A 26,354-nucleotide genomic window follows, 5' to 3' on the forward strand; every position below is an offset into this window, starting at 1 on the left:
CCGTTCACGTCCATCAAACTGTCATGCCATCCACTGTGTAGCATTGCTGCATGATCGACCCGGTCGCCCTGCGTTCGCTCGTCGCCGTCGAGACCCACGGCTCGGTCGGCGCGGCCGCCACCGCCCTCGACTACACCCCCAGCGCCGTGTCGCAGCAGATCAAGCGGCTCGAGAGCCAGACCGGCGTGCAACTGCTCGAGCGCCAGGGCCGTGGCGTGCTGCTCACCGAGGCCGGGCGCACCCTGTGCGAGTCCGCGCGCGACCTGCTCTCGCACATGGAGCGGCTCGAGTCGCGCCTGCACGGTGTCAGCGGCGCTGCGGTCGGCACGGTCCGTCTCGCGACCTTCGCCACCGCCTACCGGGGGATCGTCGTCGGGGCCCTCGGCCGGCTGCGCGCGGCGGCCCCCGGCGTCGAGCTGCGCCCCGACGAGATCGACCCGTGGGACGCCGTCGACGCCGTCGCGTCGGGGGCGCACGACCTCGCGCTCGTGCACAACTGGGAGCCGCTCCCGCTCGCCATCCCCGACCACCTCGAGGTGCGCCACCTCGGCCGCGACCGCGCCGACGTGCTCGTCCACGTCGACCACCCGCTCGCGGGGCGAACGAGCATCGGCGTCGGCGACGTCCTCGACGAGGAGTGGGCCAGCGTCGCGCCGGGGTCGATCTGCCACCAGTGGCTGCAGAAGATGTACTTCGACGTCGGCCGGGCGCCACGCATCGGGCACGTCGCCCTCGAGTTCGCGACGCACGTGGCGCTCGTCGCGCACGGCGAGGCGATCGCGCTCGTGCCACGGCTCGGTCGCGGGCCGCTGCCCTCGACCGTCGTCGCCGTCCCCATCGTCGACCCCGTGTCCGAGCGCACCGTGAGCCTCGTGTGGCGCCGCACCATGACGGCCAGCCCGGCGCTCGCCGCTGCCGTGGAAGCCCTTGCGGCAGAAGCGTCGCGGGACCTCAGCCCGGCGTAGGTGCCGAGGCCGAGGTCCGCGACGAGCCTCAGCCCTCGAGCACCACGAGCTGCTGGGTGGCCCGCGTCATGGCGACGTACCGGTCGACCGCTCCTTCGATGCCGGTGCCGAACCGCTCGGGCTCGACGAGGACGACGAGGTCGAACTCGAGGCCCTTGGCCAGCTCCGGCGCGAGCGACCGCACCCGCGGGCGCTCGGCGAACGACGCGTCGCCGATGACGCACGCGACGCCCTCGGCGTGGTCGTCCAGCCACTGGGCGAGCAGTCGCTCGAGGTCGGAGCGGGTGCCGTGCACGACAGGCCGTCCGCTCTCGCGGATCGAGGTCGGCACGTTGGCGTCGGGCAGGGCCGCGCGGATCACCGGCTCGGCCTGCGCCATGACCTCGCGCGGTGTGCGGTAGTTGACGGTCAGCGAGGCGAGGGTGACCCGGTCGAGCCCGATGCGGGAGAGCCGCTCCTGCCACGTCTCGGTGAACCCGTGCCGGGCCTGGGCGCGGTCGCCGACGACCGTCAGGCTGCGTGAGGGGCAGCGGGCCAGCAGCATCTGCCACTCGGCGTCGGTCAGCTCCTGCGCCTCGTCGACGACGACGTGCGCGAACGGCCCCGCGAGCAGGTCGGCGTCGACGCCCGGCACGACGTCCCCGTCGTCGAGGGCACCGGCCAGGTCCTCGCCGCGCAGCATCGACATGACGTGCATCTCGGAGTCGTCCGAGGCGATGAGGTGCTCGACGACCTTGGCGCGCTCCTCGCGTTCGGCCGCGAGCGCCGCCTCCTTGTGCCGGCGGCGCGCGGACGCGCCCGGGTCGCCGAGCCGCTGCCGGGCGAGGTCGAGGATCGGCAGGTCCGAGACCGTCCATGCCTGCCCGTCGGGACGCTGCAGGGCGCGGATCTCCTCCCGGGTGAGCCACGGCGCCGCGAGGTGCAGGTAGGCCGGCACCGACCAGAGGTCGCCGACGAGGTCGGTCGCATCGATGCTCGGCCAGGCCCGGCCGAGCGCCGCGAGCAGGTCCTCGTCGCGCAGCACGGCCCGGCGCAGCTGGTCGGGCGACGCGGTGCCCTCGTCGGCGCTGTCGGTGTCGTCGGTGTCGTCGGGGTCGTGGTCGGCCTCGTACTTCGCGACGAGGATCTCGGCGACCTCGTCGAGCACCTGGTCGCGCGCCTCGTGGTGCGGCGTGCCCGGCTCGACGGCCGCGACGGCTGTGGCCCAGTCGCCCGTCGAGAGCCACAGGTCGGCCCACGGCGTCGACACCTCGAGCCCGGAGTCCGGTGTCTCCTCATAGAAGCGAACGGCTCGGTCGATCGCGCCGACCCAGTCGGCGGACGCCTTGAGCCGGGCCACCTCGGCGTCGGTCTCGGACCGTGCCGTCGCGCCCTCCGGCAGCAGGTCGCGCAGCGTGCACGTCTGCACGCCCTCCTCGCCGAGGCTCGGCAGGACGTCCGAGACGTAGGCGAGGTACGGCTCGTGCGGGCCGACGAAGAGGACGCCTCCGCGTCGGTGACCGAGGCGCGGGTCGGAGTAGAGCAGGTAGGCGGTCCGGTGCAGGGCGACGACGGTCTTGCCCGTGCCGGGGCCGCCGTCGACGACGAGCGCGCCTCGAGAGCCGGCCCGGATGATGGCGTCCTGGTCGGCCTGAATGGTGCCGAGCACGTCGCGCATCCGCTCCGAACGCTCCGCGCCGAGGCTGGCGACGAAGGCCGACTGGTCGTCGAGCGAGGCGTGCGAGGCGAACGTCTCTGGCGTGAAGACCTCGTCCCAGTAGTCGCTGACGCGTCCGCGGGTCCAGCGGTAGCGGCGGCGGCTCTCCAGGCCCATCGGGTTGGCGTGCGTCGCGCCGAAGAACGGTTCGGCCGCGGGGGAGCGCCAGTCGACGAGCAGGCGCCGGCCGGAGGCGTCGGTCAGCCCGAGACGGCCGACGTACACCGGTTCGGCGCCCCGCGGCGCGTCGGCGGAGGGCACCATGTGCCCGAGGCAGAGGTCGAGCCCGAAGCGGCGCAGCGTGCGCAGCCGGGCGGTGAGCCGGTGCACCTCCTGGTCGCGCTCGAGCGCGGTCTGCCCGTGGCCCGCCGGGGCCTTCCGGGCGGCGTCGAGCCGGTCGTTGAGGTCGGCCACGGTCTGCTCGAGGGTCTCGGCGATCGCGGCGAAGTGGGCCTCGTCGTCGGCGACGAGGTCCGGGTCGGCCTTGTGGGCCAGGCGGGTGGGAAGGTCGAAGGCGTGGGTGGTCAGCGGGCTCAACGCATCAGCTCCGATCAGGGCCGGGCCGCCCCCTCGACGGCCTCGGCCCGTGATTCTGCGCCACGACCGGGGCCTTGCCGCAAGACCCCCTGTGCGCTATACGTTGGAGGTGGAGAGGGAGTCGTCCCTCTCCTTCTCGCGTTCGGCGAAGGTGCGCTGGCGCCGGGACGGCTGGTCGAGGCGCAGCGGCTCGCGCAGGCGCCCGAGGGGGCGCTCGAGCAGCACCCACGACAGCCAGGAGACGAGCACCGCCGCGGCGATGAGCGCGAGGTTGCGCGGCACCGAGTGCTCGCCGAGAAGCAGGCTGTTGATGAGGGTCTGGTGCCACAGGTACAGCGCGTAGCTTATGGTGCCGAAGAAGACCATGAGCCGGGACCCGACGACCCGTGAGTGCCCGGCCGTCGCGGCGTAGACGAGCCAGACGCCCATGAGCGCGAACACGGCACCGAGCGGCCGGAACAGCGGGTGGTCGACCTCGATGCCGTGGCCCGGGAACGCCGACACCGCGACGAGCACGACGAACGGCACGAGCGGGTTGGCCCGGGGGAGCGTGATGCCGCGCGAGGCGAGCTCGGCCAGGCCGAACGCGAGGGCGACGCCGAGGAGCAGCGCGAAGACGTTGGTCTCGGTGGAGATGTCGAGGCGGATGAACGTGCCCTGGGTCCAGACGCTGTAGAACGTGGCGACGGCGGCGAGGGTCAGCACCACCCCGAAGGCCCGGGCCCGCTGCCACGTCATGAGCGCGATGAAGACGAGCGGCCAGACGACGTAGAACTGCTCCTCGACCGACAGCGACCACAGGTGGTTGAGCACCCCGAGGTCGGTTCCGGCGATCCGCACCCAGTTGCCGACGTAGAGCACCGACGCCAGGGCCGCGACGGGGTGCCCGGCGAGGCGGGGGTCGCCGGTGGCCCAGAGCAGCAGGGGAACGAGCGCGAGGAGCAGCAGCAGCGCGGGCAGCAGTCGCACGGCGCGCCGACCCCAGAACCGCCACAGGCTGACCGAACCCCACCGGCCCCACTCCCGCAGGAGCAGGCTGGTGATGAGGTAGCCGGACAGGACGAAGAAGAGCGTGACGCCGGACAGTCCGCCCCAGCGCACCGGCAGCCCCGAGTGCGAGGCCATGACGAGGAGGATCGCGAGGCCACGGACGCCGTCGAGGTCACGGTTTCGGGTGTGCTGCACGCGGACAAGGCTAGGGGCGGACCCGGTCTAGGATGAAACCTCGGTGCCGTACGCCGACCGCGTACCGGGCCACCCGAATCCCAGCGGCCCCACGCGTCGCAACCCCCCACCCGTCCTCGGAAGGATCCTCCGTGCTCCGCACTCACGAGGCCGGCACGCTCCGTGCCGACCACGCAGGCCAGACCGTTACCCTCACCGGTTGGGTGGCGCGGCGTCGAGACCACGGCGGGGTCGCCTTCCTCGACCTGCGCGACGCGTCCGGCGTCGCCCAGGTCGTCGCCCGCGACGAGGTGCTCGCCGAGGGCGGCGCCCACGACGTCCGCAACGAGTTCTGCGTCCGCGTCACCGGCGAGGTGCGCGTGCGCCCGGAGGGCAACGCCAACCCCGACCTGCCCACGGGCGACATCGAGGTCATCGTCGAGCAGCTCGAGGTGCTCAACCCGAGTGCCGCTCTGCCCTTCCAGATCGACGAGCGGGTCACCGTCGGCGAGGAGGCGCGCCTCAAGCACCGTTACCTCGACCTGCGCCGCCCCGGCGCCAGCTCGGCCGGCGCGGCGATCCGGCTGCGCTCGAAGGTCAACGCCGCCGCCCGCAAGGTGCTCGGCGCCCGCGACTTCGTCGAGATCGAGACCCCGACGCTGACCCGCTCGACGCCGGAGGGGGCCCGCGACTTCCTCGTGCCGGCCCGTCTCGCCCCGGGCTCCTGGTACGCCCTGCCGCAGAGCCCGCAGCTGTTCAAGCAGCTGCTCATGGTCGCCGGCATGGAGCGCTACTACCAGATCGCGCGCTGCTACCGCGACGAGGACTTCCGCGCCGACCGCCAGCCGGAATTCACCCAGCTCGACATCGAGATGAGCTTCGTCGAGCAGGCCGACGTCATCGAGCTCGCCGAGGAGGTCGTCCGCGAGATCTGGTCCCTCATCGACGTCGACCTCACCACGCCGTTCCTGCAGATGACCTACGCCGAGGCGATGGCCCGCTACGGCTCGGACAAGCCCGACCTGCGTTTCGGCAACGAGCTCGTCGAGTGCACCGACTACTTCGCCGACACGACGTTCCGCGTCTTCCAGGCCGAGTACGTCGGCGCCGTCGTCATGCCCGGCGGCGCGAGCCAGCCGCGCAAGCAGCTCGACGCGTGGCAGGAGTGGGCCAAGCAGCGCGGCGCCAAGGGCCTGGCCTACGTCCTCGTCCAGGAGGACGGCGAGCTCGGCGGCCCGGTCGCCAAGAACCTCACCGACGCCGAGCGGGCCGGCCTCGCCGCGCACGTCGGCGCCCAGCCGGGCGACTGCATCTTCTTCGCCGCCGGCGCGACCAAGGCGAGCCGGGCGCTGCTCGGTGCGGCCCGCCTCGAGATCGGCCGACGCTGCGACCTCATCGACGAGGACGCCTGGAGCTTCCTCTGGGTGCTCGACGCGCCGCTCTTCGAGCCGGCCGCCGACGCCACGGCCTCCGGCGACGTCGCCCTCGGCTACAGCGCCTGGACCGCGGTGCACCACGCGTTCACCTCGCCGAAGAAGGAGTTCGAGGACACCTTCGACACCGACCCCGGCTCGGCGCTCGCCTACGCCTACGACATGGTCTGCAACGGCAACGAGATCGGCGGCGGCTCGATCCGTATCCACAGTCGTGACGTGCAGGAGCGCGTCTTCCAGGTCATGGGCATCTCGCAGGAGGAGGCGCAGGAGAAGTTCGGCTTCCTCCTCGAGGCGTTCCTGTACGGCGCCCCGCCGCACGGCGGCATCGCCTTCGGCTGGGACCGCATCGTGTCGCTGCTCGCCGGCACGGAGTCGATCCGCGACGTCATCGCCTTCCCGAAGTCCGGTGGCGGCTACGACCCGCTGACCGCGGCCCCGGCACCGATCACCCCCCAGCAGCGCAAGGAGGCCGGTGTCGACGCCAAGCCGGCCGCGTCGGCCCCCGCTCCGCAGGGTGCGCCCGGGGTCAGCCCGGCGCGCAGCTGACGCGGCGGGGTGGCTGTCCGGTGACCTGTCCGGTCCGCTTTACCCCACCTTGACCCGGGCGGTCCTAGCGTCGGCAGACATGCGCACCCCCCGCCTGCGACACCTCACCGCCACGGCCCTCGGCGCCGTCCTCGCCCTCACGGGCGTGGGCGGCGCCGCTGCCGCCTCACCCTCGGGCGCCCCGCCGAGCACCGCAGCCGCGAGCCCACCGGCGGAGTTCGGCACTGACTGGGACGACCCGCGCACCCCGGAGCCGCCGGTGGACGTGCCCTCGACGCGGCACTGCACGGTGCGCGTCGTCGACGAGGCGTTCGACGACTTCGACGTGCACAGCCGGGCCTACTCGCCCCCGGCTGCCTGCGCGGGGTCGTGGTCGAAGGTCGTCATGCGCCTCGACGGGTCGGTGGCCGGGCGGCAGTTCGACCGCATCGGCTACGTCGACGTCGGGGGAGTGCGGATGCTGACGCTCTCGACGCCCGAGCCGAGCCCCGAGGGGATCGGCTGGCACGTCGAGAAGGACGTCACCGAGCTGGCGCCGCTGCTGCGCGACCCGCAGCAGGTGCAGGCCTTCATCGGCAACGTCGTCGACTCCACGTACACCGGCGTCATCCACGTGACCGTCGACCTCGACTTCTACACGACGGACCCCTCGGCACCCGCCGCCCAGACCTCCGACGCCGTCCTGCCGCTGACGGACACCTCGCGCGACGGCACCGACCTCGTCGGTTCGCTCACCGTGCCGCGCAACTCGACGCGGCTGCTCGCCGACGTCTTCGCGACCGGCTCCGGTGGCGGCTGCGAGGAGTTCTGGGACACGAGCGCCCCTGCGAGCACTGGCTACTCGTGCCCGGACGGCCTGCCCTACCGCGAGGTCGACGTGCGCATCGACGGCCGGCTGGCCGGGATCGCGGCGCCCTACCCGGTCGTCTACACGGGCGGATGGAGCAACCCCTTCCTCTGGTACACGATCCCCTCGCCGAAGGCCTTCGACATCCCGCCGCTCGGGTACGACCTCACGCCGTTCCTCGGTCGGCTCAACGACGGTCGAGCCCACGACGTACGCCTCTCGGTCGTCGGGCTCCCGGCGGGCCAGGGCGGGTGGACGCTGTCGCCGCGCTTCCGCGTGTGGCGCGACGCCGGCCGGGGCGTCGTCACCGGCAGCACCGGTACCGCGTCGGGAGGCGACCCCGTCCTGGAGAGCACGGTGAGCGGTTCCGGCGACAAGGCGGGCCACGTCGACCTCGACGCGACGCGCGAATTCCATGTCACGGGAACGCTGTCGACCTCGCGTGGCCCGGTGACGACCAGCGTCACGCGAAGCCTGTCGAACACCTCGCGCCACTCGTGGACCGACGACGAGGCCGACGACACGCTCAAGGCGACGTGGACCGACACCCAGTCGGTCGCGACGAGTCACGGCAACGGCACCCCGACCGTCGAGCGGACGACGCACCGGTGGGACAAGGACGGCGTCCTCGGCTTCCACCCGCACAGCGGCATCGCCGGCGCGTACGACGTCACCGGCGACCTCGCCATCTCGTGGCAGCGCGCGACATCGCTGACCCGGGGCGGGGCGCAGCTGTCGAGCAGCGCCGAGACGTCCTCGTACGACGGGCGTGCGGCCTGGATCTACGGCGTGCCGCGCGACCAGCGCCACGCGACGGCCGACACGAGCGCCCGCGCCACCGTCATCGAGAGCACCCTCGGGCGGCCCAGGACGTCGTGGGAGCGCCGGCTCCGCGCGGTCAACGGCACGTTCGTCACCGATGCCGTCGGCTGAGGTGGGCCGCCGGTGTCGGTGCGGGCGGCGACAATGGGGCCATGACCACGGTGGAGCGGCGCGCGCCCGACGACGTCCTGGTCCACCTCCGGCGCGCCCGTGACCATGCCGACCGGCACTACGCGGAGCCGGTCGACCTCGAGGTGCTCGCCGCCGTCGCGTGCCTGTCGAAGTTCCACTTCCTGCGGCTCTTCCGCGCCACGTACGGCACGACGCCGGCCGAGTACGTCTCGCGCCGGCGCATCGAGCGGGCGCAGGACCTGCTGCGCAGCACCAACCTCACCGTCACCGAGGTCTGCCACACCGTCGGCTTCACGAGCCTCGGCTCGTTCAGCAGCCGGTTCAGGGCGGTCGTGGGGGAGAGCCCCAGCGACTTCCAGCGCCGCTGGCTCGAGACCGGCGCGCCGCGCATCCCCGGGTGCTGGGTGTTCATGTGGGGCCTGGCCGAGCGCGCGACGCCCGAGCCGGGCTCCGACGGGAGCGCAACCGAGGAGAAGCATCCGGGCACCGCGCGGCCGTAGCGTCGTCGACATGATCACCAACGTCTCCATCATCAGCGTCTTCGTCCGCGACATCGACGAGGCCAAGACCTTCTACACCGACGTCCTGGGCTTCGTCGCCAAGGACGACATCACCCTCGGCGACGGCTACCGCTGGTGCACCGTGACCCAGCCCAGCCAGCCCGAGCTCAACCTGCACCTGACCCAGCCCGGACCGCCCCTGTCGCCCGAGCTCGTCGACGCCGTGCGCCGCGCCCAGGACAGCGGCGCCATGCCGGGCATCGGCCTCGACGTCGACGACTGCCAGCAGACCTACGAGGACCTCGTGGCGCGCGGCGTCGAGTTCATCCAGCCGCCCTCGGCGCGGCCGTACGGCACCGAGGCGGTCTGCCGCGACATCTCGGGCAACTGGCTCGTGCTCGTCGAGCACGGCACGCCGCAGGCCTGACGCGCGCCTACCGTCAGGGCAGCCGCACCGAGCGGCTCGCCCAGGACACCTCGCTCGTGTAGCCGAGCGAGGCGTAGAGGCCACGGGCCACGCTGTTGTGCGCGTACATGCCGAGCGTGCACACGCCGTGGTCGGCCACGGCCCGGCGCGTCACCGCCCCGACGACGGCCCGGCCGAGACCGCGGCCGCGCACCGACGCGTCGACGGCGACCGACGACACCGACGGCGCCCCGCTCGGCAGCAGCCCGACGGCGGCCGTGGCGACGAGACGCCCGTCGAGGTCGACGCCCCACCACGACTCGCCCTCGCCCGGTGCGGTGTCGGCGGTGGGGGAGTGCTCGGCGAGGAACGCCGCCACCTCCTCGCGGCGGGCGAGGTCGTCGAGCGGCCGCACCAGCGCCTCGGGGGCGAAGGCGGCGGGTTCGCTCGTCGTGACGTACCAGTCCCAGTCGCCACCGGGGTCGACCTCGAAGCGCTCGTGGACGAGCGGCTCGAGGTGGCGCGGCACGCTGAGGCCGAGCGGCCACGACGCACCCAGCCCCTCGGCGAGCGCGGGCAGGGCGTCGAGCAGCGCGGCGACACCCGACGCGTCGCCGAGCGCCGCGAAGGCCACGCCACGGCGCCGCAGCCGGCGGAAGAGCACCGCGTCGCCGGCCCGCCACCACGTGTCGGCGAGCTCGGGCGGCACGTCCCAGCGCACGAAGCCGTGCCCGCCCGACGCGTCCACCAGGGCCGGGTGGCGATGACCCTCCACGACGCCGTGCACGACCCCGGGGCCGACGGCACCGGGCCGGCAGCGCCCGCTCACTCGGAGATCCCGAAGCGGGCGTGGAGGCGTCGCAGTGGGGCGGGCGCCCACCAGTTGGCGCGGCCGAGCAGGGTCATCGTCGCCGGCACGAGGAGCATGCGCACCAGCGTCGCGTCGATGGCGACCGCGGCGACGAGGGCCACCCCCATCTCCTTGATGATGAGGATGTCGCCGGCGACGAAACCGGCGAAGACGATGACGATGAGCAGCGCTGCGCTCGTGATGATCCGGCCGGTGCGCTGCAACCCGAGCGACACGGCGCGGTCGGTGTCGTGCCCGGCGCGGTGGAACTCGACGATGCGCGACAGCAGGAACACCTCGTAGTCCATCGACAGGCCGAAACCGAACGCGAGGACGAGGAAGGGGACCATCGACTCGACGGCGCCCACCGAGCTGAAGTGGAGCAGCCGGTCGAGGTGGGCGTCCTGGAAGATCCACACGACGACGCCGAGCGCCGCACCCAGCGACACGACGTTCATGAGGAGCGCCTTGGCGGGGATGATGACCGAGCCCGTCATGAGGAAGAGCAGCAGGAGCGTGCCGAGCACGACGAACGTCACGGCGTACGGGGCGCGCGCCGCCATCGAGTCGAGGAAGTCGATCTGCCCGGCCGCCTGCCCGGTCGTCATGGTCTCGAAAGGCGCTGGGGTGGAACGGATCTCGGTGACGAGGTCCTGAGCGGCGTCGGACGTCGGGGGCCCGGCCACGCGGATGTCGACGCGCTGGTGGTCGGTCCCGAGGGGCGTCACGGTCACGCCCTCGACGCCGGGTGCGGAGGAGAACGCCTGCGCCCACGACGTGACGGCCGCCCGGTCGGGGGACGCGGCGACGACGGTGACCTCAGGCGCGGACAACGTCGGGTAGTCGCGGGCCAGGGCCTCGAAGAAGACGCGCTGCTCGGCGCCCGTGGGCAGCAGCTCGGTGCCGGACGCCGTCAGCTTCATCGACAGCGTGGGCAGCGCCAGGGTGACGAGGACGGCGACGACACCGAGGATCACCAGACCCGGTCGACGCTGCACGCCGGAGGCCAGGCGGGAGAACGCGCCGACGTCGCTCGGTCGCTCGACGGCCTTGCGCGCCAGTCGCTTCGCGCCGAGCACGGCGAGTGCGGGGATCAGCGTGACGGCCACGACCATGGCGACGAGGACGACGCTCACGCCGGCGACGCCGATGGCGCGCATGATCGAGGCCTCGAAGACGAGCAGGCCGGCGAGCGCGATGGCCACGGTGAGGCCGGAGAACAGCACGGTGCGCCCCGCGGTGGCCACGGTGCGCTCGGCGGCGCGGGTGACGTCCTCGCGGGTCGGCACGTCGTGCTCGCGGTGGGAGAGCTCCTCGCGGAACCGGCTCACCGTGAGCAGGCCGTAGTCGATCGAGAGGCCGAGGCCGAGCAGGGTGACGATGTTGACCACGGTGGCGTCGAGCTCGACGGCGTGGGAGAAGCCGAAGAGCGACAGCAGGGCCCCGCCGATCGACACCACGGCGCCGACGATCGGCATGCCCGCGGCGACGAACCCGCCGAACACGAAGAGCATGACGAGGAACGTCAGGGGCAGGGCGATGCCCTCGCCGCGGACGAGGTCGCGCTCGACGGTGCCGGTGATCGCCTTGATGATCTTGTTCGCGCTGCCCACCGAACCCGTGGCGTCCATCGCCGTGGCGACGTGCAGCAGCGAGGTCTCGGCGGCCGCCTCGGCGTCGTCCTGAGCCTGCTTGGACAGGCCCGGCTCGAAGTCGACGACGGTGACGAACCCACCGGCCGACGGCGTCCCGCCCTTGAGCAGCGGAGCGACCGCCGGGTCGTGAAGTCCCTTGGGGGACAGCAGCGGAGAGCGCACGGCCTTGACGCCGTCGAGCTGCGCCACCTTCGCCGTGGCGTCGGCCCCGGCGCGCACGACCGCGGCGTCCGTGAGGTCGGCGCCGCTCACCTGGAGGGTCAGGGTGTCGAGCGCCGGTTGGTTCGCCTCGATGACGTCACGGGCCCGGGAGGACTCCGAGTCGACGGTCGGGGCGCCGGAGTGCAGGCGCTCGAACAGGGACTCGCCGGTCACCCCGCCAACGGCCACCGCGAAGCAGGCGAGGGCGATGACGGCCCAGGCGGCGACCCACCTGCGCGGGTGGTGGGCGATGGCCCGGCCCAGCCGGGCGAGGCGCGAGGGCGGACGGCCGCCCGCGATCGAGGGTCCGGACACACGGATAGGGTTCCACAGTGACCTCCGACGACCTCTTCGGGTCCGCCGCGGCGGCCGAGCGCGCCGACCTCCCCGCCTCGGCGGGGACGGCCCCGCTCGCGGTCCGGATGCGCCCGCGGACCATCGAGGAGGTGCGCGGGCAGGGCGAGTCGCTGCGCCCGGGCAGCCCGCTGCGCCGGCTCATCGAGGGATCGGGAGGTGCGGCCGGGCCGCTCTCGGCGATCATCTGGGGGCCGCCCGGCACGGGCAAGACGACCCTGGCCCATCTCGTGGCCACGGCCGCCGACCGGCGCTTCGTCGAGCTCTCCGCCGTCACCGCCGGCGTCAAGGACGTCCGCTCGGTCATGGACTCCGCCGCCCGCGAGCGCGACCTCTACGCCCGCCAGACAGTGCTGTTCCTCGACGAGATCCACCGCTTCACCAAGGCCCAGCAGGACGCCCTGCTGCCCGGCGTCGAGAACCGCACCGTCATCCTCGTGGCCGCCACCACCGAGAACCCCTCGTTCAGCATCATCTCGCCACTGCTGTCGCGCTCGGTGCTCGTGACGCTCGGGTCTCTGCCCGACGACGACGTCGCCGACCTGCTCCGCGCGGCGCTCGACGACGAGCGTGGCTTCGACGGCGCCCACACCCTCGACGACGACGCCCTCGACCACCTCGTGCGGATCGCCGGGGGAGACGCGCGCCGGGCCCTGACCTCGCTCGAGGCCGCGGCCGGCGTCGCGCTCGACGCCCAGCCGGCGGGGCGCACCGACGACGACCCCGTGGCGATCACGCTGCCCCACGTCGAGCAGGCGGTGGCCCACGCGGCCGTGCGCTACGACCGCGCCGGCGACCAGCACTACGACGTCGCCAGCGCCCTCATCAAGTCGATGCGCGGCAGCGACGTCGATGCGGCCCTGCACTACCTGGCCCGGATGCTCGAGGCCGGCGAGGATCCCCGGTTCATCGCCCGGCGCATCGTCATATCGGCGAGCGAGGACGTCGGCATGGCCGACCCCACCGCGCTGCAGACCGCCGTCGCCGCGATGCACGCGGTTGCCCAGATCGGCATGCCGGAGGCGCGGATCATCCTCGGTCAGGCCGTCGTGCACAACGCCCTCGCGCCCAAGTCGAACGCCGCCTACGCCGGCATCAACGCGGCGATCGCCGACGTCCGGGCCGGCCGCGGGGGAGCCGTGCCGCCGCACCTGCGCGGCAGCGGGTACGCAGGCGCCGAGCGTCTGGGCCACGGCGCCGGCTACGTGTACGCCCACGACGAACCTGACGCCGTCGCGCGACAGCAGTACCTGCCCGACGACCTGCACGACGCGGTCAGCTACTACCAGCCGACCGACCGCGGGTTCGAGGAGCGGCTGCGCCAGCGCTGGGAGTGGCTCGCGGGCCGGTTGGGCCGGACCCGTCGCCCCTGAGGACCGTGCCGGGTAGCGTCGAAGGTGCGACACGCCATGGTCCCACGGTGTCGCGCAGGCGTGTTGCAGGCGTGACGCCTGTGGCGTCCGACCCGCTCGACGGGCCGAATGTCCAGTCCTCCACGCCCCCACCCGGAACATGTTGTGCCTAATCGGCGGCTGGTAACGATTTGTCAACCATGACCGTCTCGACGCTTGGACACCGGGTTCGCGTGTGGCAGGGTGACGTCGTCCCGCAGGGGGTGGAACGGCCCCGTCCGTGTGCCCGTGCCGGGACCGGTGAGTTCTCTCGCCGGTGAAGGGAATCCCACAAGGATGGAGACATCGCGTTGAACGCCATGCCGGGCTCTGCAGCTGCGACGCTGACCGAGACGCCCGACGAGACGACCCCTCAGGAGCCGACCAGGAAGCAGGTGAGGACGGGTCGCTCTCCCGGCCAGGTCGCCTGGGACCGGCTCAAGAAGGACAAGGTCGCGATCGTCTGCGCAGTCATCATCATCTTCTTCGTCCTCGTGGCGATCTTCGCGCCGCTGCTGACCTCCCTCGAGGCGATCGACCCGATCACCAAGGCCCCGGCCGACCCGTACACGACGCACACCGAGCTCGTCGACCTCAACGGCCTGCCGACCGTCGGGATGAGCTCGGCCCACTTCCTCGGCGTCGAGCCGCGCGTCGGTCGTGACCTCTTCGCCCGCTGGGCCTACGGTGCGCGTCCGTCGCTCATCATCGGCTTCGTCGCTGCCGCTGTGTCGACCTTCATCGGCGTCGCGCTCGGCCTCCTCGCCGGCTACCTCGGCGGCAAGACCGACCGCGTCATCTCGTGGGTCATCGACTTCTTCCTGTCGCTGCCGATCCTGCTGCTCATCATCGCGATCGTCCCGCTGGTGCAGAAGAGCGTCGCCGCGGGCAACGACCTCACCAACGACCAGACCTCCCAGATCCGCTTCGTCGTGCTGATCTGCGTGCTGTTCGTCTTCGGCTGGATGGGCCTGGCGCGACTCGTGCGCGGTGAGGTGACGAGCCTGCGCGAGCGGGAGTTCGTCCAGGCGGCCCGCGCCATCGGCGTTCCGACCCGCCAGATCCTCTTCAAGGAGATCCTGCCGAACCTCGTGGGCCCGATCATCGTCTCGGCCTCGATCGCCGTCCCGGCCTACATCACCTACGAGGCGACGCTCAGCTACCTCGGTGTCGGGCTCGTCGAGCCCACCGCGTCGTGGGGCCGGACCATCTCCGATGCCCAGAACCTCTTCGCCACGTATCCGCTGTGGCTGTGGCCCTCGGTCATCGCGCTGTCGCTGCTCGTCCTCGCCCTGACGCTGCTCGGCGACTCGATCCGCGACGCCTTCGACCCCTCCAGTCGCCGATAACCCACCCGGTTTCGGTCCTCAGATGTCCCCGGCAAAGCGCCGGGACAAGCACAAAAGGGAGCAAACAACAATGCGCTGGACCAAAGTCCTGACCGTGGGAGCTGCGGCTTCCCTCGGCTTTGTCGCGGCCTGCGGCGCTCCGGCAGCCAACAATGGTGGCGCCGGTGGCACGAACGGTGCCGGCAACGGCGCCGTCGAGGGTGCGTCTGCTGCGCTCGACCCGAACGCCAAGGGCCCGGCCCCGGCCGTTCCCGGTGCGAAGAAGGGTGGCATCCTCACGGTTGCCTACTCCACGACGCCGGCCAACATGGACCCGAGCGACCAGTTCTACCAGGACACGGCCGTCATCTTCTCGCTGACGAACCGCAGCCTGACGACGTTCACGATGAAGAACGGCAAGATGGTCCTCGTCCCGGACCTCGCGACCGACCTCGGCAAGCAGTCGGAGGACGGCCTCACCTGGACGTTCACCCTCAAGGACGGCCTGAAGTACGAGGACGGCACCCCCGTCAAGGCCCAGGACATCGCCTTCGCGGCCAAGCGCTCGTTCGACCCCGACCTCGCGGCGAACGGCCCGACGTACCAGCGCGAGTTCTTCAAGGGTGGCGCGGACTACCAGGGCCCCTACAAGGGTGACAAGAACTGGAAGGGCGTCGAGGCCACCGACGACAAGACCGTCGTCTTCCACCTCGAGAAGCGCTTCGAGACGCTCCCGTACTTCGTCTCGTTCAACCAGTTCACGCCGATCCCCGAGGCCAAGGACACCAAGGCCGACTACCAGCTGCACCCGCTGGCCACCGGTCCGTACATGTTCGACAAGTACACCCCGGGCACCGAGCTGACGCTCAAGCGCAACCCCAACTGGGACGCCAACTCCGACCCGGCGCGCAACAACTACCCCGACGGCTTCCACTTCAAGTGGGGCGTCGACACCATCAAGACGCAGACGGCCATCCTCGCCTCCAACGGCGACGACGCCACGACGCTCAACTGGGACGCCATCGACTCCTCGCTCATCCCGCAGATCGAGGGTGACAAGAAGTCGCAGTTCGTCGAGGGCCCGTCCTCGTGCGTGCTCATGGTCAACATGGACGCCACGAAGATCCCGATGCCGGTGCGCAAGGCGATCGCCGCCGCGTGGCCGTTCGACTCGATCCACAAGGCCGGTGGCGAGACCTCGCACTCGTTCACCCCGGCCAGCACGATCATCCCGCCGCAGATCCCGGGCCACCTCAACTACGTCGTCGACGGCATGAACGGCCAGGGCGACGGAGACGCCGAGAAGGCCAAGAAGATGCTCGCCGACGCCGGCTACGGTCCGGACAAGCCGTTCGAGCTCATCTACTACTACACGAACGACGACGACATCGCCCAGAAGGTCAACCAGGTTCGCAAGCAGAAGCTCGAGGCTGCTGGCTTCAAGGTGACCGACATCGGCGTCCCCGGCAAGGAGCGTCGCGCGATCGTCGGCAAGCCGAACGGCAAGTACAACATGCTCCAGTCGCCGCGCGGCTGGTGCTTCGACTGGCCGTCCGCCGACTCCATCATCCCGCCCACCGTCGGCACCGGCGCCCTCTCGCAGGGTGGCACGACCTTCGGCAACTTCTCCGACGCCAAGATCGACGCCGAGATCAAGCGCATCCTGCAGCTCTCGATCTCCGAGCAGGGCCCGGAGTGGGGCAAGATGGACAAGTGGCTCACGGAGAACTACCTCCTGGCCATCCCGGACAACTACGACAAGGGCAACTACGTCTTCGGCACCAAGGTGAAGAACGTCGTGAACAACCCGAACAAGGGCATGCCGGAGATCACCCAGATCTGGCTCGACCAGTAAGTCGCTGACGACAGCGCCCTCCCGGGGGCGCATGATCTGAACCGACTGCCGTGGTGGGGGCCCGGGCTCGTCCCGGGTCCCCACCATCGGTGCCACCCGTGCTGGAAGGTATCCATCCGTGCTCACGTACATCCTCAGGCGAATCGCGCTCGCCGTGAGCGTCGTCCTGGCGACCCTGGTGTCGACGTTCCTCCTCTTCTTCGCCGCGCCGTCGGACCCGGCGCTGGCGCTGTGCCCCGACACCAAGTGCCCTCCGGCACGTCTCGAGGCCATCCGGGCCAACCTCGGTCTGAACAAGCCGCTCGCCCAGCAGTTCACCGACTACTTCTCGGGCCTCTTCGCCGGGCGTGACTTCGTCTACGCCGGCGACCAGGTGCACTGCAGCGCGCCCTGCCTCGGCTACTCGTTCGTGACGCGCCAGTCGGTCAACACCGAGCTGTTCTCGCGCTTCCCGAACACCGTGGTCCTCGCGATCATGGCCGCCGTCATCTTCCTGACGGTTGGCATCACCCTGGGCATCCTCGCCGCGGTGCGTCGCGGCACGTCGTCCGACCGCGGCATCGTCGGGGTCTCGCAGGTCATCGGCGCGATCCCGTACTACATCCTCGCGCTCCTCGTCGCCCTCTACCCGGTGACGCTCTGGCACGTCCTCCCGCAGTACACCTCGATCTCCTCGGGAGTCGGTCCCTACATCGCGGGCATGCTGGCGCCGGCCCTCATCCTCGGGCTCGTGACGTCGACGACCTACGTGCGCTACACCCGCAACTCCATGCTCGAGTCGCTGTCGATGGACTACATCCGCACGGCGCGCTCCAAGGGCATCGGTGAGCGACGCGTCCTCGTCCGGCACGGCTTCCGTGCGGCGATGAGCCCGATCCTGACGATCCTCGGCCTCGACATGGCGGCCCTGCTGACCGGAACCCTCATCACCGAGCAGATCTTCGGCGTCGACGGCATCGGCAAGCGCACCATCACCGCCTTCAAGGCCGACGACCTCCCCGTCATCATGGGTAGCGTCCTCATCTCGGCCGTCATCGTCGTCATGATGAACCTCATCGTCGACATCGGCTACTCGTTCATCGACCCGCGAGTGAGGCTCTCGTGACCGCGACCGCGTCCACCATCCAGACCCAGTCCGCCGAGGCCAAGAACGCCGGCGACGTCGTCCTCGACGTCAACGACCTCACGGTCCGGTTCCCGACCGAGGAGGGGGTCGTCAAGGCCGTCTCCAACCTGTCCTACCAGGCCCGTCTCGGCCGTACGCTCGCCATCGTCGGCGAGTCCGGCTCGGGCAAGTCGGTGTCGAGCATGGCCGTCCTCGGCCTGCACAACCCCAAGCGCACCGAGATCACGGGCAGCATCAAGCTCGACGGTCTCGAGCTCGTCGGGGCCTCGCGCCAGACCTTCCAGCAGATCCGCAGCACCAAGGCCGCGATGGTCTTCCAGGACCCGCAGTCCTCGCTGCACCCGTTCCACAAGGTCGGCAAGCAGATCGCCGAGGCCTACGCCGCCCACCACAGCGTGAGCAAGCAGGTCGCCGCCAAGCGCGCCGTGGAGATGCTCGACCTCGTCGGCATCCCCAACCCGCAGCGCCGCGCCAACTCCTACCCGCACGAGTTCTCCGGCGGCATGCGCCAGCGCGCCATGATCGCCCTCGGCCTCGTCAACAACCCGAAGCTGCTCATCGCCGACGAGCCGACGACCGCCCTCGACGTCACCGTCCAGGCGCAGATCCTCGACCTCGTCAACGACCTGCAGAAGGAGTTCGGCTCCGCGGTCATCCTCATCACCCACGACCTCGCCGTCGTGGCCGAGACCGCCGACGACATCCTCGTCATGTACGCCGGTCGCGGCGTCGAGAAGGGTGATGCCAAGGAGGTGCTGGCCCAGCCGTCGCACCCCTACACCTACGGCCTGCTCCAGTCGGTGCCCTCCCACTCGGAGGACCTCGAGGAGCTCTCGACGATCCCGGGCTCCCCGCCGAGCCTGCTCGCCCTGCCCTCCGGTTGCTCGTTCCACCCGCGCTGCGCGTTCAAGGACCAGGTCGACGGCGAAGCGTGCTTCACGCTGCTGCCCGAATGGCGTCCGACACCGGGCCTGTCCAACCGCCAGATCCGTTGCCACCTCGACGACCCGGTGGCCACCCTGCAGAGCGCCGAGGGAGCACGATGACCGACCAGCCGCTGCTGAAGGTCACCGACCTCCAGCGCCACTTCCCCTTCCGCGAGGTCCAGGGCCTGCGCATGGTCAAGGCGACGGTCAAGGCCGTCGACGGGATCAGCTTCTCCCTCAAGGAGGGCCAGACCCTCGGCCTCGTCGGCGAGTCCGGATGTGGCAAGTCGACGACCTCACGCCTCGTGACGCGCCTCGACGAGCCCACCAGTGGCAGCGTCGAGTTCGAGGGACGCGACATCACGCACCTCAAGGAGAAGGACCTCCGGTCCATCCGCCGCGACGTGCAGATGATCTTCCAGGACCCGTACTCCTCGCTGAACCCGAGGCACACGGTCGGCTCGATCCTCACGACGCCGCTCAAGGTGCACGGCCTGCACAAGGGCAAGGAGAAGGCCCGCGTCCAGGAGCTCCTCGAGCTCGTCGGCCTCAACCCCGAGCACATCAACCGCTACCCGTCGGAGTTCTCCGGCGGTCAGCGCCAGCGCATCGGCATCGCCCGAGCTCTGGCCGTCGAGCCGAAGCTCATCATCGCCGACGAGCCCGTCTCGGCCCTCGACGTGTCGATCCAGGCCCAGGTGATGAACCTGCTCGCGAAGCTGCGCGACGAGCTCGACCTCGCGTTCATCTTCGTGGCCCACGACCTCGGCGTCGTGCGCCACTTCTGCGACCAGGTCGCGGTCATGTACCTCGGCAAGATCGTCGAGTACGGCGACAAGAAGAAGATCTACGAGGCCCCGGAGCACCCGTACACGCAGGCGCTGCTGTCGGCCGCCCCCGACATCAACGTGGCCCGCGGCATCGCTCCCAAGGAGCGGATCCGCCTCGTCGGCGACGTGCCGAGCCCGATCGACCCGCCCAGCGGGTGCCGCTTCCGGACGCGCTGCTGGAAGGCCCAGGACATCTGCGCCACCCAGGAGCCGCCGCTGGTCGCCTCCGAGGCCGACCTCGCCGGTCGCACGAAGCGCGAAGGTGGCCTGCACCGACAGGCGTGCCACTTCCCCGAGGTCAAGACCGACCTCGTGGCCGAGGTGGAGCCCGTCTGACGCGTCACCGCAGTCGTTGCTGGGCCGGCCCCCACCCGGGGGCCGGCCCAGCGGCGTCTCCGGCCAGGTGCCGGCCGGCACCCACCGGGCGCCCGGGCGTCGGCGGGCGGGAACGTGGTGGGACCTGTGCCACACCGTCCGTTAGGGTTGTCGAGATGGCGCGATGTCCGCGCCGACGACCCGAAGGACGGATGGATCGTGGCCCGAGAGGCACGCACGGCGGTCCAGGCCCGGGTGAGCGCGCGTCAGCGTCGAGCTCCCCGGGGGCCAGTCGCGCCCTGGTGAGGCGCCGGGCTGGCCCCGCCCCGACCTGCCCCGACCCCGACCGTCGCCCGCCCCGTGAGGCCCGGCGACGACCCGGACCACTTTCGACCCAAGGACTGACGCATGGAAACCGCTGAGATCAGGCGTCGTTGGCTCTCGTACTTCGGCAGCCGCGGCCACACGGTCGTGCCGAGCGCGTCGCTCGTGCACCAGGACCCGAACCTGCTGTTCGTCAACGCCGGCATGGTGCCGTTCAAGCCGTACTTCCTCGGCCAGGAGACGCCGCAGTACACCCGCGCCACGAGCGTGCAGAAGTGCGTGCGCACCCTCGACATCGAGGAGGTGGGCAAGACCACCCGCCACGGCACGTTCTTCCAGATGAACGGCAACTTCAGCTTCGGCGACTACTTCAAGGAAGGCGCCATCGAGCTCGCGTGGGAGCTCATCACGACGAGCCAGTCCGACGGCGGCCTCGGCTTCGAGGAGAAGGACCTCTACGCCTCGGTCTACCACGAGGACACCGAGGCGATCGCCCTCTGGAAGAAGGTCGCGGGCCTGCCCGACGACCGCATCGTGCGCCTCGGCCGCAAGGACAACTACTGGAACATGGGGGTGGCCGGCCCCGGTGGCCCCTGCTCGGAGATCCTGCTCGACCGCGGCCCGGAGTACGGCGCCGACGGCGACTGGGAGGCGGGCGACCGCTACCTCGAGTTCTGGAACCTCGTCTTCATGCAGTACGAGCTGGAGAACGTGCGCTCCAAGGAGGACTTCGACATCGTCGGGGACCTGCCCAAGCGCAACATCGACACCGGCATGGGCCTCGAGCGCGCGGCGTTCCTGCTCCAGGGCGTCGACAACATCTACGAGACCGACGAGGTCTTCCCGGTCATCTCCGCGGCCGAGGACCTGACGGGCCGACGCTACGGCGCCCAGCACGACGACGACGTCCGGTTCCGGGTCGTGGCCGACCACGTGCGTTCCTCGCTCATGCTCATCGGCGACGGCGTCGTGCCGGGCAACGAGGGCCGCGGGTACGTGCTGCGCCGCCTGCTGCGCCGCGCCGTCCGCTCGATGCGCCTGCTCGGTGTCGACGCGCCGACGCTCGAGCACCTGCTGCCGGTCAGCATGGAGCGGATGAAGGCGTCCTACCCCGAGCTCGAGACCGACTTCCGTCGCATCAGCCAGGTGGCCTACGCGGAGGAGGACGCGTTCCGGCGCACCCTGAGCTCGGGCACGACGATCCTCGACACCGCGGTCGCCAAGGCGAAGTCGTCCGGCTCCTCGACGCTCGGCGGCTCGGAGGCGTTCGCGCTGCACGACACGTACGGCTTCCCGATCGACCTCACCCTCGAGATGGCGGCCGAGCAGGGCCTGCAGGTCGACGAGGCGGGCTTCCGTCGCCTCATGGGCGAGCAGCGCGACCGCGCCAAGGCCGACGCCCGGGCGAAGAAGAGCGCGCACGGTGACACCTCCGTGTACCGCCGGCTGGCCGACGCGCTGGGCCGCGACGTGGAGTTCACCGGCTACGACCAGGTGCTCACCGACACCACCCTGCGGGGGATGCTCCGCGACGGCGTCCCGGTCGAGCGCGCCGAGGCCGGTGACGACGTCGAGATCGTCCTGGACCGCACGCCCCTCTACGCCGAGTCCGGTGGCCAGCTGGCCGACCACGGCCGCATCCGCCTCGCGAACGGCGCGCTGCTCGAGGTCAAGGACGTCCAGCGCCCCATCACGGGCCTCGTCGTGCACCGCGCGACGGTCCTCGAGGGCGAGGCCGCCGTCGGGCAGGAGGCCGAGGCGGAGGTCGACGTGCTGCGCCGGCGCTCCATCTCGCGGGCGCACACGGCCACGCACATGGTGCACCAGGCGCTGCGCGACGAGCTCGGCGACACCGCGACCCAGGCCGGCTCGGAGAACTCGCCCGGCCGCCTGCGCTTCGACTTCCGCTCGCTGCAGGCCGTGCCGGCCGAGGGGCTGGCGCAGATCGAGGCGCGGATCAACGGCTTCCTGCTCGAGGACCTCCCCGTCACCGCGGACGTCATGAACCTCGACGCGGCCAAGAAGCTCGGTGCGATGGCGCTCTTCGGCGAGAAGTACGGCGAGCGCGTGCGCGTCGTGTCGATCGGCGAGTGGTCGCGTGAGCTGTGCGTCGGCACGCACACGCCGCGAATCGGCCAGATCGGTGTCGTCAAGCTGCTCGGCGAGGCGTCCATCGGTTCGGGCGTGCGCCGCGTCGAGGCCCTCGTGGGCGCCGACGCGTACACCCACCTCGCGCGCGAGGCGGCGATCGTCAGCCAGCTGACCGACACCCTCGGCGTCCGTCGCGACGAGCTGCCCGACCGCATCGGCGGCATCCTGTCGCGCCTGCGCGACGCCGAGAAGGAGATCGCTGCGGTCCGTCAGGCCCAGGTGCTCGGTGCGGCCGCGGGCCTCGTGGCCTCGGCGCGCGACATCGCCGGAGTGACGTTCGTCAGCCACGACGCCGGTGCCGGCGTCGGCGGCGACGACCTGCGGGCGCTCGTCACCGACGTCCGGTCGCGCCTCGGCAACGACCGCCCGGCGCTCGTGTCCATGGCGGCCGTCGCGAACGATCGACCCGTCGTCATCGTCGCGACGAACGAGCGGGCCCGCGAGGCCGGCCTCAAGGCAGGTGCCTTCGTCAAGCTGGCGGCCCAGACGCTCGGTGGTGGCGGCGGTGGCCGCGACGACCTCGCGCAGGGTGGCGGGACCGACGCGTCGAAGGTGTCGGCCGCGCTCGGTGTGGTCGAGGACGCGCTGCGGAACCGAGGCACCGGCCAGTGACGCACGCGGGCGCACGCCCCGGAGTTCGCGTCGGCGTCGACGTGGGCCAGGCCCGCGTCGGCGTCGCCGCATCCGACCCGTCGGGGACGTTCGCCCACCCGGTCGAGACGCTGCCACGCGACCTCGACGGGGACACCGACGTCGAGGCGCTGGCGGCGATCGTCGGCGACCTCGGCGCGATCGAGGTCGTCGTCGGGCTGCCCCGACTGCTCTCGGGCCAGGAGGGTGAGGCCGCACGCCTCGCACGCGCATACGCGTCCCTGCTGGCCGCACGGCTGGGTACGGTGTCGGTGCGTCTCGTCGACGAGCGCTTGACCACCGTCGACGCGCACCGGAGGCTCCGCGACAGCGGCGTCCCCGGTCGTGGTCAGCGGGCGGTGGTCGACCAGGCCGCCGCGGTGCTGATCCTCCAGTCGGCCCTCGACACCGAGTCGGCCCAGGGCCGACCACCGGGTGAGACCGTCTCGCCCGGCGGACGACGGAAGAAGGAACGCCGACGATGAAGGAGCACCTGGAGTCGTCCATCTTCGGCGACCACGACGAACCGTTCGCGCACGACGAGACGGCACCCGGCCAGCACGACGACCCCCAGGCGCTGGGAGCCGCCGGGCGACCGGGCCGGGCCGCTGCCCCGATGACCCGCCGCGAGATGCGCGAGGCCGAGGAGGCCGCCCGCCGGCGCGGTCGTCGCCGCAAGCGCGATACGACCCCGACTCCCGAGGCGCCCGTCGCGCCGGTCGAGCCGGTCGAGCCGGGTGGCAAGCGTCGGGGCAAGCCCTCGGTGCTGCGCCGCCTCGTCGTCATCGTCCTCGCCCTGGGGCTCATCGGCGGTGGTGTCGCCGTGGCCTACCGGGCCCTCAAGCCGGTCGTCGAGGACATCTTCGAGGCCAACGACTACCCGGGCCCGGGCTCGGGTGAGGTACAGGTGACCGTCGAGGACGGCCAGGGCGGCAGCGCCATCGCCAAGACGCTCGTCGAGGACGACGTCATCAAGTCGACCAAGGCGTTCATCGAGGCGGCCAACGCCAACCCGAAGAGCGCCGGCATCCAGCCGGGCATCTACACGCTGAAGAAGCAGATGACCGCAGCGCAGGCGCTCGCGGTCCTCGTCGACCCCAAGAACCGCAACATCACCCGCGTCACGATCCCCGAGGGGCTCTGGGCCGACGAGGTCTACGCGCGCCTGTCGAAGGGGTCCGGCATCCCGGTCGCGGACTACCAGGCGGCCGCCAAGAAGGTCGACGAGCTCGGCCTGCCGCCGTCGGCCAAGGGCAACATCGAGGGCTACCTCTTCCCGGCGAGCTACGAGTTCGGGTCCAAGTCGACGGCGCTCGACCAGCTCAAGGAGATGGTCGCGGAGTCGACCAAGCGCCTCGACACCCTCGGCATCGCGCCGGACCAGATGGAGCGCGTCGTCACCGTCGCGAGCCTCGTCGAGGGCGAGGCCCAGACCGAGGACGACCAGGCGAAGGTCGCGCGGGTCATCGAGAACCGCCTCGCGAAGAAGATGTCGCTCGGCCTCGACTCCACGGTCAACTACATCTTCAAGAAGCGCGGCGTGCCGACGCAGGACATGCTCGACAGCGGCAGCCCGTACAACACGCGTCGTTTCCCCGGCCTGCCGCCGGGCCCGATCGCGAGCCCGGGGGAGAAGGCGCTGCAGGCTGCGGCGTCCCCGGCCCAGGGCGACTGGCTGTACTTCGTCACCGTCAACCTCTCCACGGGCGAGACGAAGTTCGCGTCGACGTACGAGGAGCACCAGCGCAACGTCCAGGAGTTCCAGGACTGGTGCGCAGCCAACAAGGGCAAGTGCTGACGCCCTGGTGCGAGGTGTGGGGCAGCCCCATCGCGCACTCGCTCTCGCCGGTGCTGCACCGCGCCGCGTACGCGTCCCTCGGTCTCGACTGGGCCTACGGTCGCCGTGAGGTCGACGCGGTCGGGTTCGCCGACGCGCTCGCCGGCGTCGGCGAGGGCTGCCGGGGCCTGTCGCTGACGATGCCGCTCAAGGAGGTGGCGCTGGCCGCCGCGGACGTCGTCGACGACGCGGCCGGGGCCACGGGAGCAGCCAACACCCTGGTGCCCACCACCACCGGCTGGTCGGCCCACAACACCGACGTCGACGGCATCCGGCGGGCCCTCGCCGACGCGGGCGCGACCGAGCCCGACACGGTCCTCGTGATCGGGTCGGGGGCCACCGCCCGCTCGACCCTCGCGGCCGTGGGCGGCACGGCCCGACGCGTCGTGCTCATGGTGCGCGACCGCGCCCGACCCGAGACCCTCGAGCAGGCCCGCGCCGCAGGGCTGCCCGTCGAGGTCGTCGGCCCGGGGGCGTGGACGCCGGCCGACGTCGTCGTCAGCACGGTGCCCCCGGCGTCCGTGACCGGGCTCGACCGACTGGCTGCGTCGGGGGCGTCGGGTCGGTCGGGTGCGTCCGACGTGTCTGGGCGCACGGTGCTCCTCGACGTCGTCTACGGCGGAGGCACGACGCCGCTCGAGCGTGCCGCCGTGGCGGCGGGCTGGGAGGTGGCGCCGGGCACCGACATGCTCCTGCACCAGGCCACGCGCCAGGTCGAGCTCATGACGGGGCGGCCAGCACCTCTGGAGGCGATGCGAGCCGCGCTCGACGCCGCCCTCGCCGAGCGCGCGGACCGGGGAGCGGCGTCATGACGTGGGTCGTCGCACCGCCGACGCCGTGGTGGTTCGTCGTCGTCGTGGGGCTCGCAGGTCTGGGCGTCGGGGAGGTGCTGCGCCGTCGGCTCGCGACGTACGGCTACCGGCTCGACGACGAGATGGGGCGCGGGCCGCGGATCGGCTCCTGGGTCGTCACGGCGTCCACCGGGCTGCTCTGGGCGCTGATCGCCTGGCGTTTCGGCCCACTGTCGGAGTGGGCACTGGCACCGGCCTACCTCGGCTTCGCCTTCGTGGCCGTCGCGCTGTCGTGGATCGACGCCGACGTGCACCGCCTGCCGCGCGGCCTGACGCGTCCGGCCTACCTGGTCCTGGTCGCGCAGCTCGCCCTGGCCTCGCTCGCCTCCGGCGACTGGGCGGCACTGCGGCGGGCCGTCGTCGCGGGGCTCGTCCTCTGGGCGGTGTTCCTGCTCCTCGCCCTGGTCGCGGCGCTGCTCGGCAGTGGGTTCGGGTTCGGCGACGTCACCCTCGCCGGCCTCGTCGGGCTCGCGTCCGGCTACGTGTCGGCCACCGCGACGCTCGTGGCGGCCTGCTCGGCCTTCCTCCTCGCCGGCGCCTACGGCGTCGTGCGGCTCACGGCGCTGCGCGGCTCACGCAAGGACGACATCGCCTTCGGCCCGTGGATGCTCGTGGGTCTGCTCGTGTCCCTCGTCACCGAGGTGCCGCTCGTCCTCTGAGGCCACGTCGTCGGGCGACC

At 71.6% G+C, this 26,354-nt stretch carries 20 protein-coding genes; 16 read left to right on the plus strand and 4 right to left on the minus strand.

From position 1 onward, the window contains the following. Nucleotides 1-50 precede the first annotated feature (50 nt). Nucleotides 51-965 (plus strand): LysR family transcriptional regulator, encoded by a 915-nt coding sequence (locus tag RY076_RS21735; RefSeq protein WP_323101714.1) that lies wholly within the window; start codon nucleotides 51-53, stop codon nucleotides 963-965. Nucleotides 966-993: 28 nt separating this feature from the next. Here RY076_RS21735 and helR read toward each other — a convergent pair whose 3' ends face one another. Beyond that, nucleotides 994-3,198 carry an RNA polymerase recycling motor ATPase HelR gene (gene helR / locus RY076_RS21740; RefSeq protein WP_323101716.1) on the minus strand — a complete coding sequence of 735 codons (2,205 nt, stop codon included), beginning with the start codon at nucleotides 3,196-3,198 and terminating at the stop codon, nucleotides 994-996. Nucleotides 3,199-3,294: 96 nt separating this feature from the next. Then, nucleotides 3,295-4,383: an acyltransferase family protein gene (locus tag RY076_RS21745; protein WP_323101718.1), complete on the minus strand. Its 1,089-nt coding sequence runs from the start codon at nucleotides 4,381-4,383 to the stop codon at nucleotides 3,295-3,297. A gap of 131 nt (nucleotides 4,384-4,514) precedes the next feature. Here RY076_RS21745 and aspS point away from each other — a divergent pair, with 131 nt between their 5' ends. The 4 genes from aspS (at nucleotide 4,515) to RY076_RS21765 (ending at nucleotide 9,072) form a co-directional block, all read left to right on the plus strand. Beyond that, nucleotides 4,515-6,344: an aspartate--tRNA ligase gene (gene aspS / locus RY076_RS21750; protein ID WP_323101719.1), complete on the plus strand. Its 1,830-nt coding sequence runs from the start codon at nucleotides 4,515-4,517 to the stop codon at nucleotides 6,342-6,344. Nucleotides 6,345-6,423: 79 nt separating this feature from the next. Beyond that, nucleotides 6,424-8,124, plus strand: a complete 1,701-nt coding sequence (locus tag RY076_RS21755) for a peptide-N4-asparagine amidase (protein ID WP_323101722.1) — start codon at nucleotides 6,424-6,426, stop codon at nucleotides 8,122-8,124. Between the two features lie 41 nt (nucleotides 8,125-8,165). After that, a complete protein-coding gene (locus RY076_RS21760) occupies nucleotides 8,166-8,645 on the plus strand; it encodes an AraC family transcriptional regulator (protein WP_323101723.1) in 480 nt (159 codons plus the stop codon). Between the two features lie 10 nt (nucleotides 8,646-8,655). Then, nucleotides 8,656-9,072, plus strand: coding sequence for a VOC family protein (locus tag RY076_RS21765; protein ID WP_323101724.1), 417 nt, complete (start codon nucleotides 8,656-8,658; stop codon nucleotides 9,070-9,072). Nucleotides 9,073-9,085: 13 nt separating this feature from the next. On the opposite strand, the gene RY076_RS21770 is transcribed toward RY076_RS21765, so the two are convergent. Together RY076_RS21770 and RY076_RS21775 are read right to left on the minus strand one after the other, a co-directional pair. Next, nucleotides 9,086-9,880, minus strand: coding sequence for a GNAT family N-acetyltransferase (locus RY076_RS21770; RefSeq protein WP_323101725.1), 795 nt, complete (start codon nucleotides 9,878-9,880; stop codon nucleotides 9,086-9,088). Next, nucleotides 9,877-12,072, minus strand: coding sequence for an MMPL family transporter (locus tag RY076_RS21775; RefSeq protein ID WP_323101727.1), 2,196 nt, complete (start codon nucleotides 12,070-12,072; stop codon nucleotides 9,877-9,879). The genes RY076_RS21770 and RY076_RS21775 overlap by 4 nt, the downstream gene beginning before the upstream one ends. Before the next feature lie 17 nt (nucleotides 12,073-12,089). Here RY076_RS21775 and RY076_RS21780 point away from each other — a divergent pair, with 17 nt between their 5' ends. The 11 genes from RY076_RS21780 (at nucleotide 12,090) to RY076_RS21830 (ending at nucleotide 26,334) form a co-directional block, all read left to right on the plus strand. Beyond that, nucleotides 12,090-13,484 carry a replication-associated recombination protein A gene (locus RY076_RS21780; protein WP_323101729.1) on the plus strand — a complete coding sequence of 465 codons (1,395 nt, stop codon included), beginning with the start codon at nucleotides 12,090-12,092 and terminating at the stop codon, nucleotides 13,482-13,484. Between the two features lie 338 nt (nucleotides 13,485-13,822). Next, the gene (locus tag RY076_RS21785; protein WP_323101902.1) at nucleotides 13,823-14,851 is read left to right on the plus strand and encodes an ABC transporter permease; all 1,029 of its coding nucleotides are present in this window, start codon (nucleotides 13,823-13,825) and stop codon (nucleotides 14,849-14,851) included. Nucleotides 14,852-14,945: 94 nt separating this feature from the next. Continuing rightward, complete coding sequence (locus RY076_RS21790; protein WP_323101731.1) at nucleotides 14,946-16,685, plus strand: ABC transporter substrate-binding protein; 1,740 nt, start codon at nucleotides 14,946-14,948, stop codon at nucleotides 16,683-16,685. 118 nt (nucleotides 16,686-16,803) lie between these two features. Continuing rightward, nucleotides 16,804-17,790: an ABC transporter permease gene (locus RY076_RS21795; RefSeq protein WP_323101733.1), complete on the plus strand. Its 987-nt coding sequence runs from the start codon at nucleotides 16,804-16,806 to the stop codon at nucleotides 17,788-17,790. Beyond that, the gene (locus tag RY076_RS21800) at nucleotides 17,787-18,857 is read left to right on the plus strand and encodes an ABC transporter ATP-binding protein (RefSeq protein ID WP_323101734.1); all 1,071 of its coding nucleotides are present in this window, start codon (nucleotides 17,787-17,789) and stop codon (nucleotides 18,855-18,857) included. Before RY076_RS21795 ends, RY076_RS21800 begins: the two co-directional genes overlap by 4 nt. Next, the gene (locus RY076_RS21805; protein WP_323101735.1) at nucleotides 18,854-19,903 is read left to right on the plus strand and encodes an ABC transporter ATP-binding protein; all 1,050 of its coding nucleotides are present in this window, start codon (nucleotides 18,854-18,856) and stop codon (nucleotides 19,901-19,903) included. Before RY076_RS21800 ends, RY076_RS21805 begins: the two co-directional genes overlap by 4 nt. Nucleotides 19,904-20,290: 387 nt before the next feature. Continuing rightward, complete coding sequence (gene alaS, locus RY076_RS21810; RefSeq protein ID WP_323101736.1) at nucleotides 20,291-22,969, plus strand: alanine--tRNA ligase; 2,679 nt, start codon at nucleotides 20,291-20,293, stop codon at nucleotides 22,967-22,969. Next, nucleotides 22,966-23,472: a Holliday junction resolvase RuvX gene (gene ruvX, locus RY076_RS21815; RefSeq protein WP_323101738.1), complete on the plus strand. Its 507-nt coding sequence runs from the start codon at nucleotides 22,966-22,968 to the stop codon at nucleotides 23,470-23,472. The genes alaS and ruvX overlap by 4 nt, the downstream gene beginning before the upstream one ends. Then, entirely contained in the window at nucleotides 23,469-24,785 is a 1,317-nt protein-coding gene (gene mltG, locus RY076_RS21820) for an endolytic transglycosylase MltG (protein ID WP_323101739.1), read from the plus strand. The genes ruvX and mltG overlap by 4 nt, the downstream gene beginning before the upstream one ends. Continuing rightward, entirely contained in the window at nucleotides 24,779-25,636 is an 858-nt protein-coding gene (locus RY076_RS21825; protein ID WP_323101741.1) for a shikimate dehydrogenase, read from the plus strand. Before mltG ends, RY076_RS21825 begins: the two co-directional genes overlap by 7 nt. Further along, nucleotides 25,633-26,334 carry a prepilin peptidase gene (locus tag RY076_RS21830; RefSeq protein ID WP_323101742.1) on the plus strand — a complete coding sequence of 234 codons (702 nt, stop codon included), beginning with the start codon at nucleotides 25,633-25,635 and terminating at the stop codon, nucleotides 26,332-26,334. The genes RY076_RS21825 and RY076_RS21830 overlap by 4 nt, the downstream gene beginning before the upstream one ends. Nucleotides 26,335-26,354: the final 20 nt, after the last annotated feature.

The organism is Intrasporangium zincisolvens, from assembly GCF_034724055.1.
In the GTDB taxonomy this organism is placed as follows: domain Bacteria; phylum Actinomycetota; class Actinomycetes; order Actinomycetales; family Dermatophilaceae; genus Monashia; species Monashia zincisolvens.

Bases quoted from the DNA above. Each gene is read 5' to 3' on its own strand.
- mltG (WP_323101739.1), top strand. From the start codon at position 23,469: ATGAAGGAGCACCTGGAGTCGTCCATCTTCGGCGACCACGACGAACCG.
- RY076_RS21735 (WP_323101714.1), top strand. From the start codon at position 51: ATGATCGACCCGGTCGCCCTGCGTTCGCTCGTCGCCGTCGAGACCCAC.
- alaS (WP_323101736.1), top strand. From the start codon at position 20,291: ATGGAAACCGCTGAGATCAGGCGTCGTTGGCTCTCGTACTTCGGCAGC.
- RY076_RS21830 (WP_323101742.1), top strand. From the start codon at position 25,633: ATGACGTGGGTCGTCGCACCGCCGACGCCGTGGTGGTTCGTCGTCGTC.
- RY076_RS21805 (WP_323101735.1), top strand. From the start codon at position 18,854: ATGACCGACCAGCCGCTGCTGAAGGTCACCGACCTCCAGCGCCACTTC.
- RY076_RS21755 (WP_323101722.1), top strand. From the start codon at position 6,424: ATGCGCACCCCCCGCCTGCGACACCTCACCGCCACGGCCCTCGGCGCC.
- RY076_RS21760 (WP_323101723.1), top strand. From the start codon at position 8,166: ATGACCACGGTGGAGCGGCGCGCGCCCGACGACGTCCTGGTCCACCTC.
- RY076_RS21785 (WP_323101902.1), top strand. From the start codon at position 13,823: ATGCCGGGCTCTGCAGCTGCGACGCTGACCGAGACGCCCGACGAGACG.
- RY076_RS21765 (WP_323101724.1), top strand. From the start codon at position 8,656: ATGATCACCAACGTCTCCATCATCAGCGTCTTCGTCCGCGACATCGAC.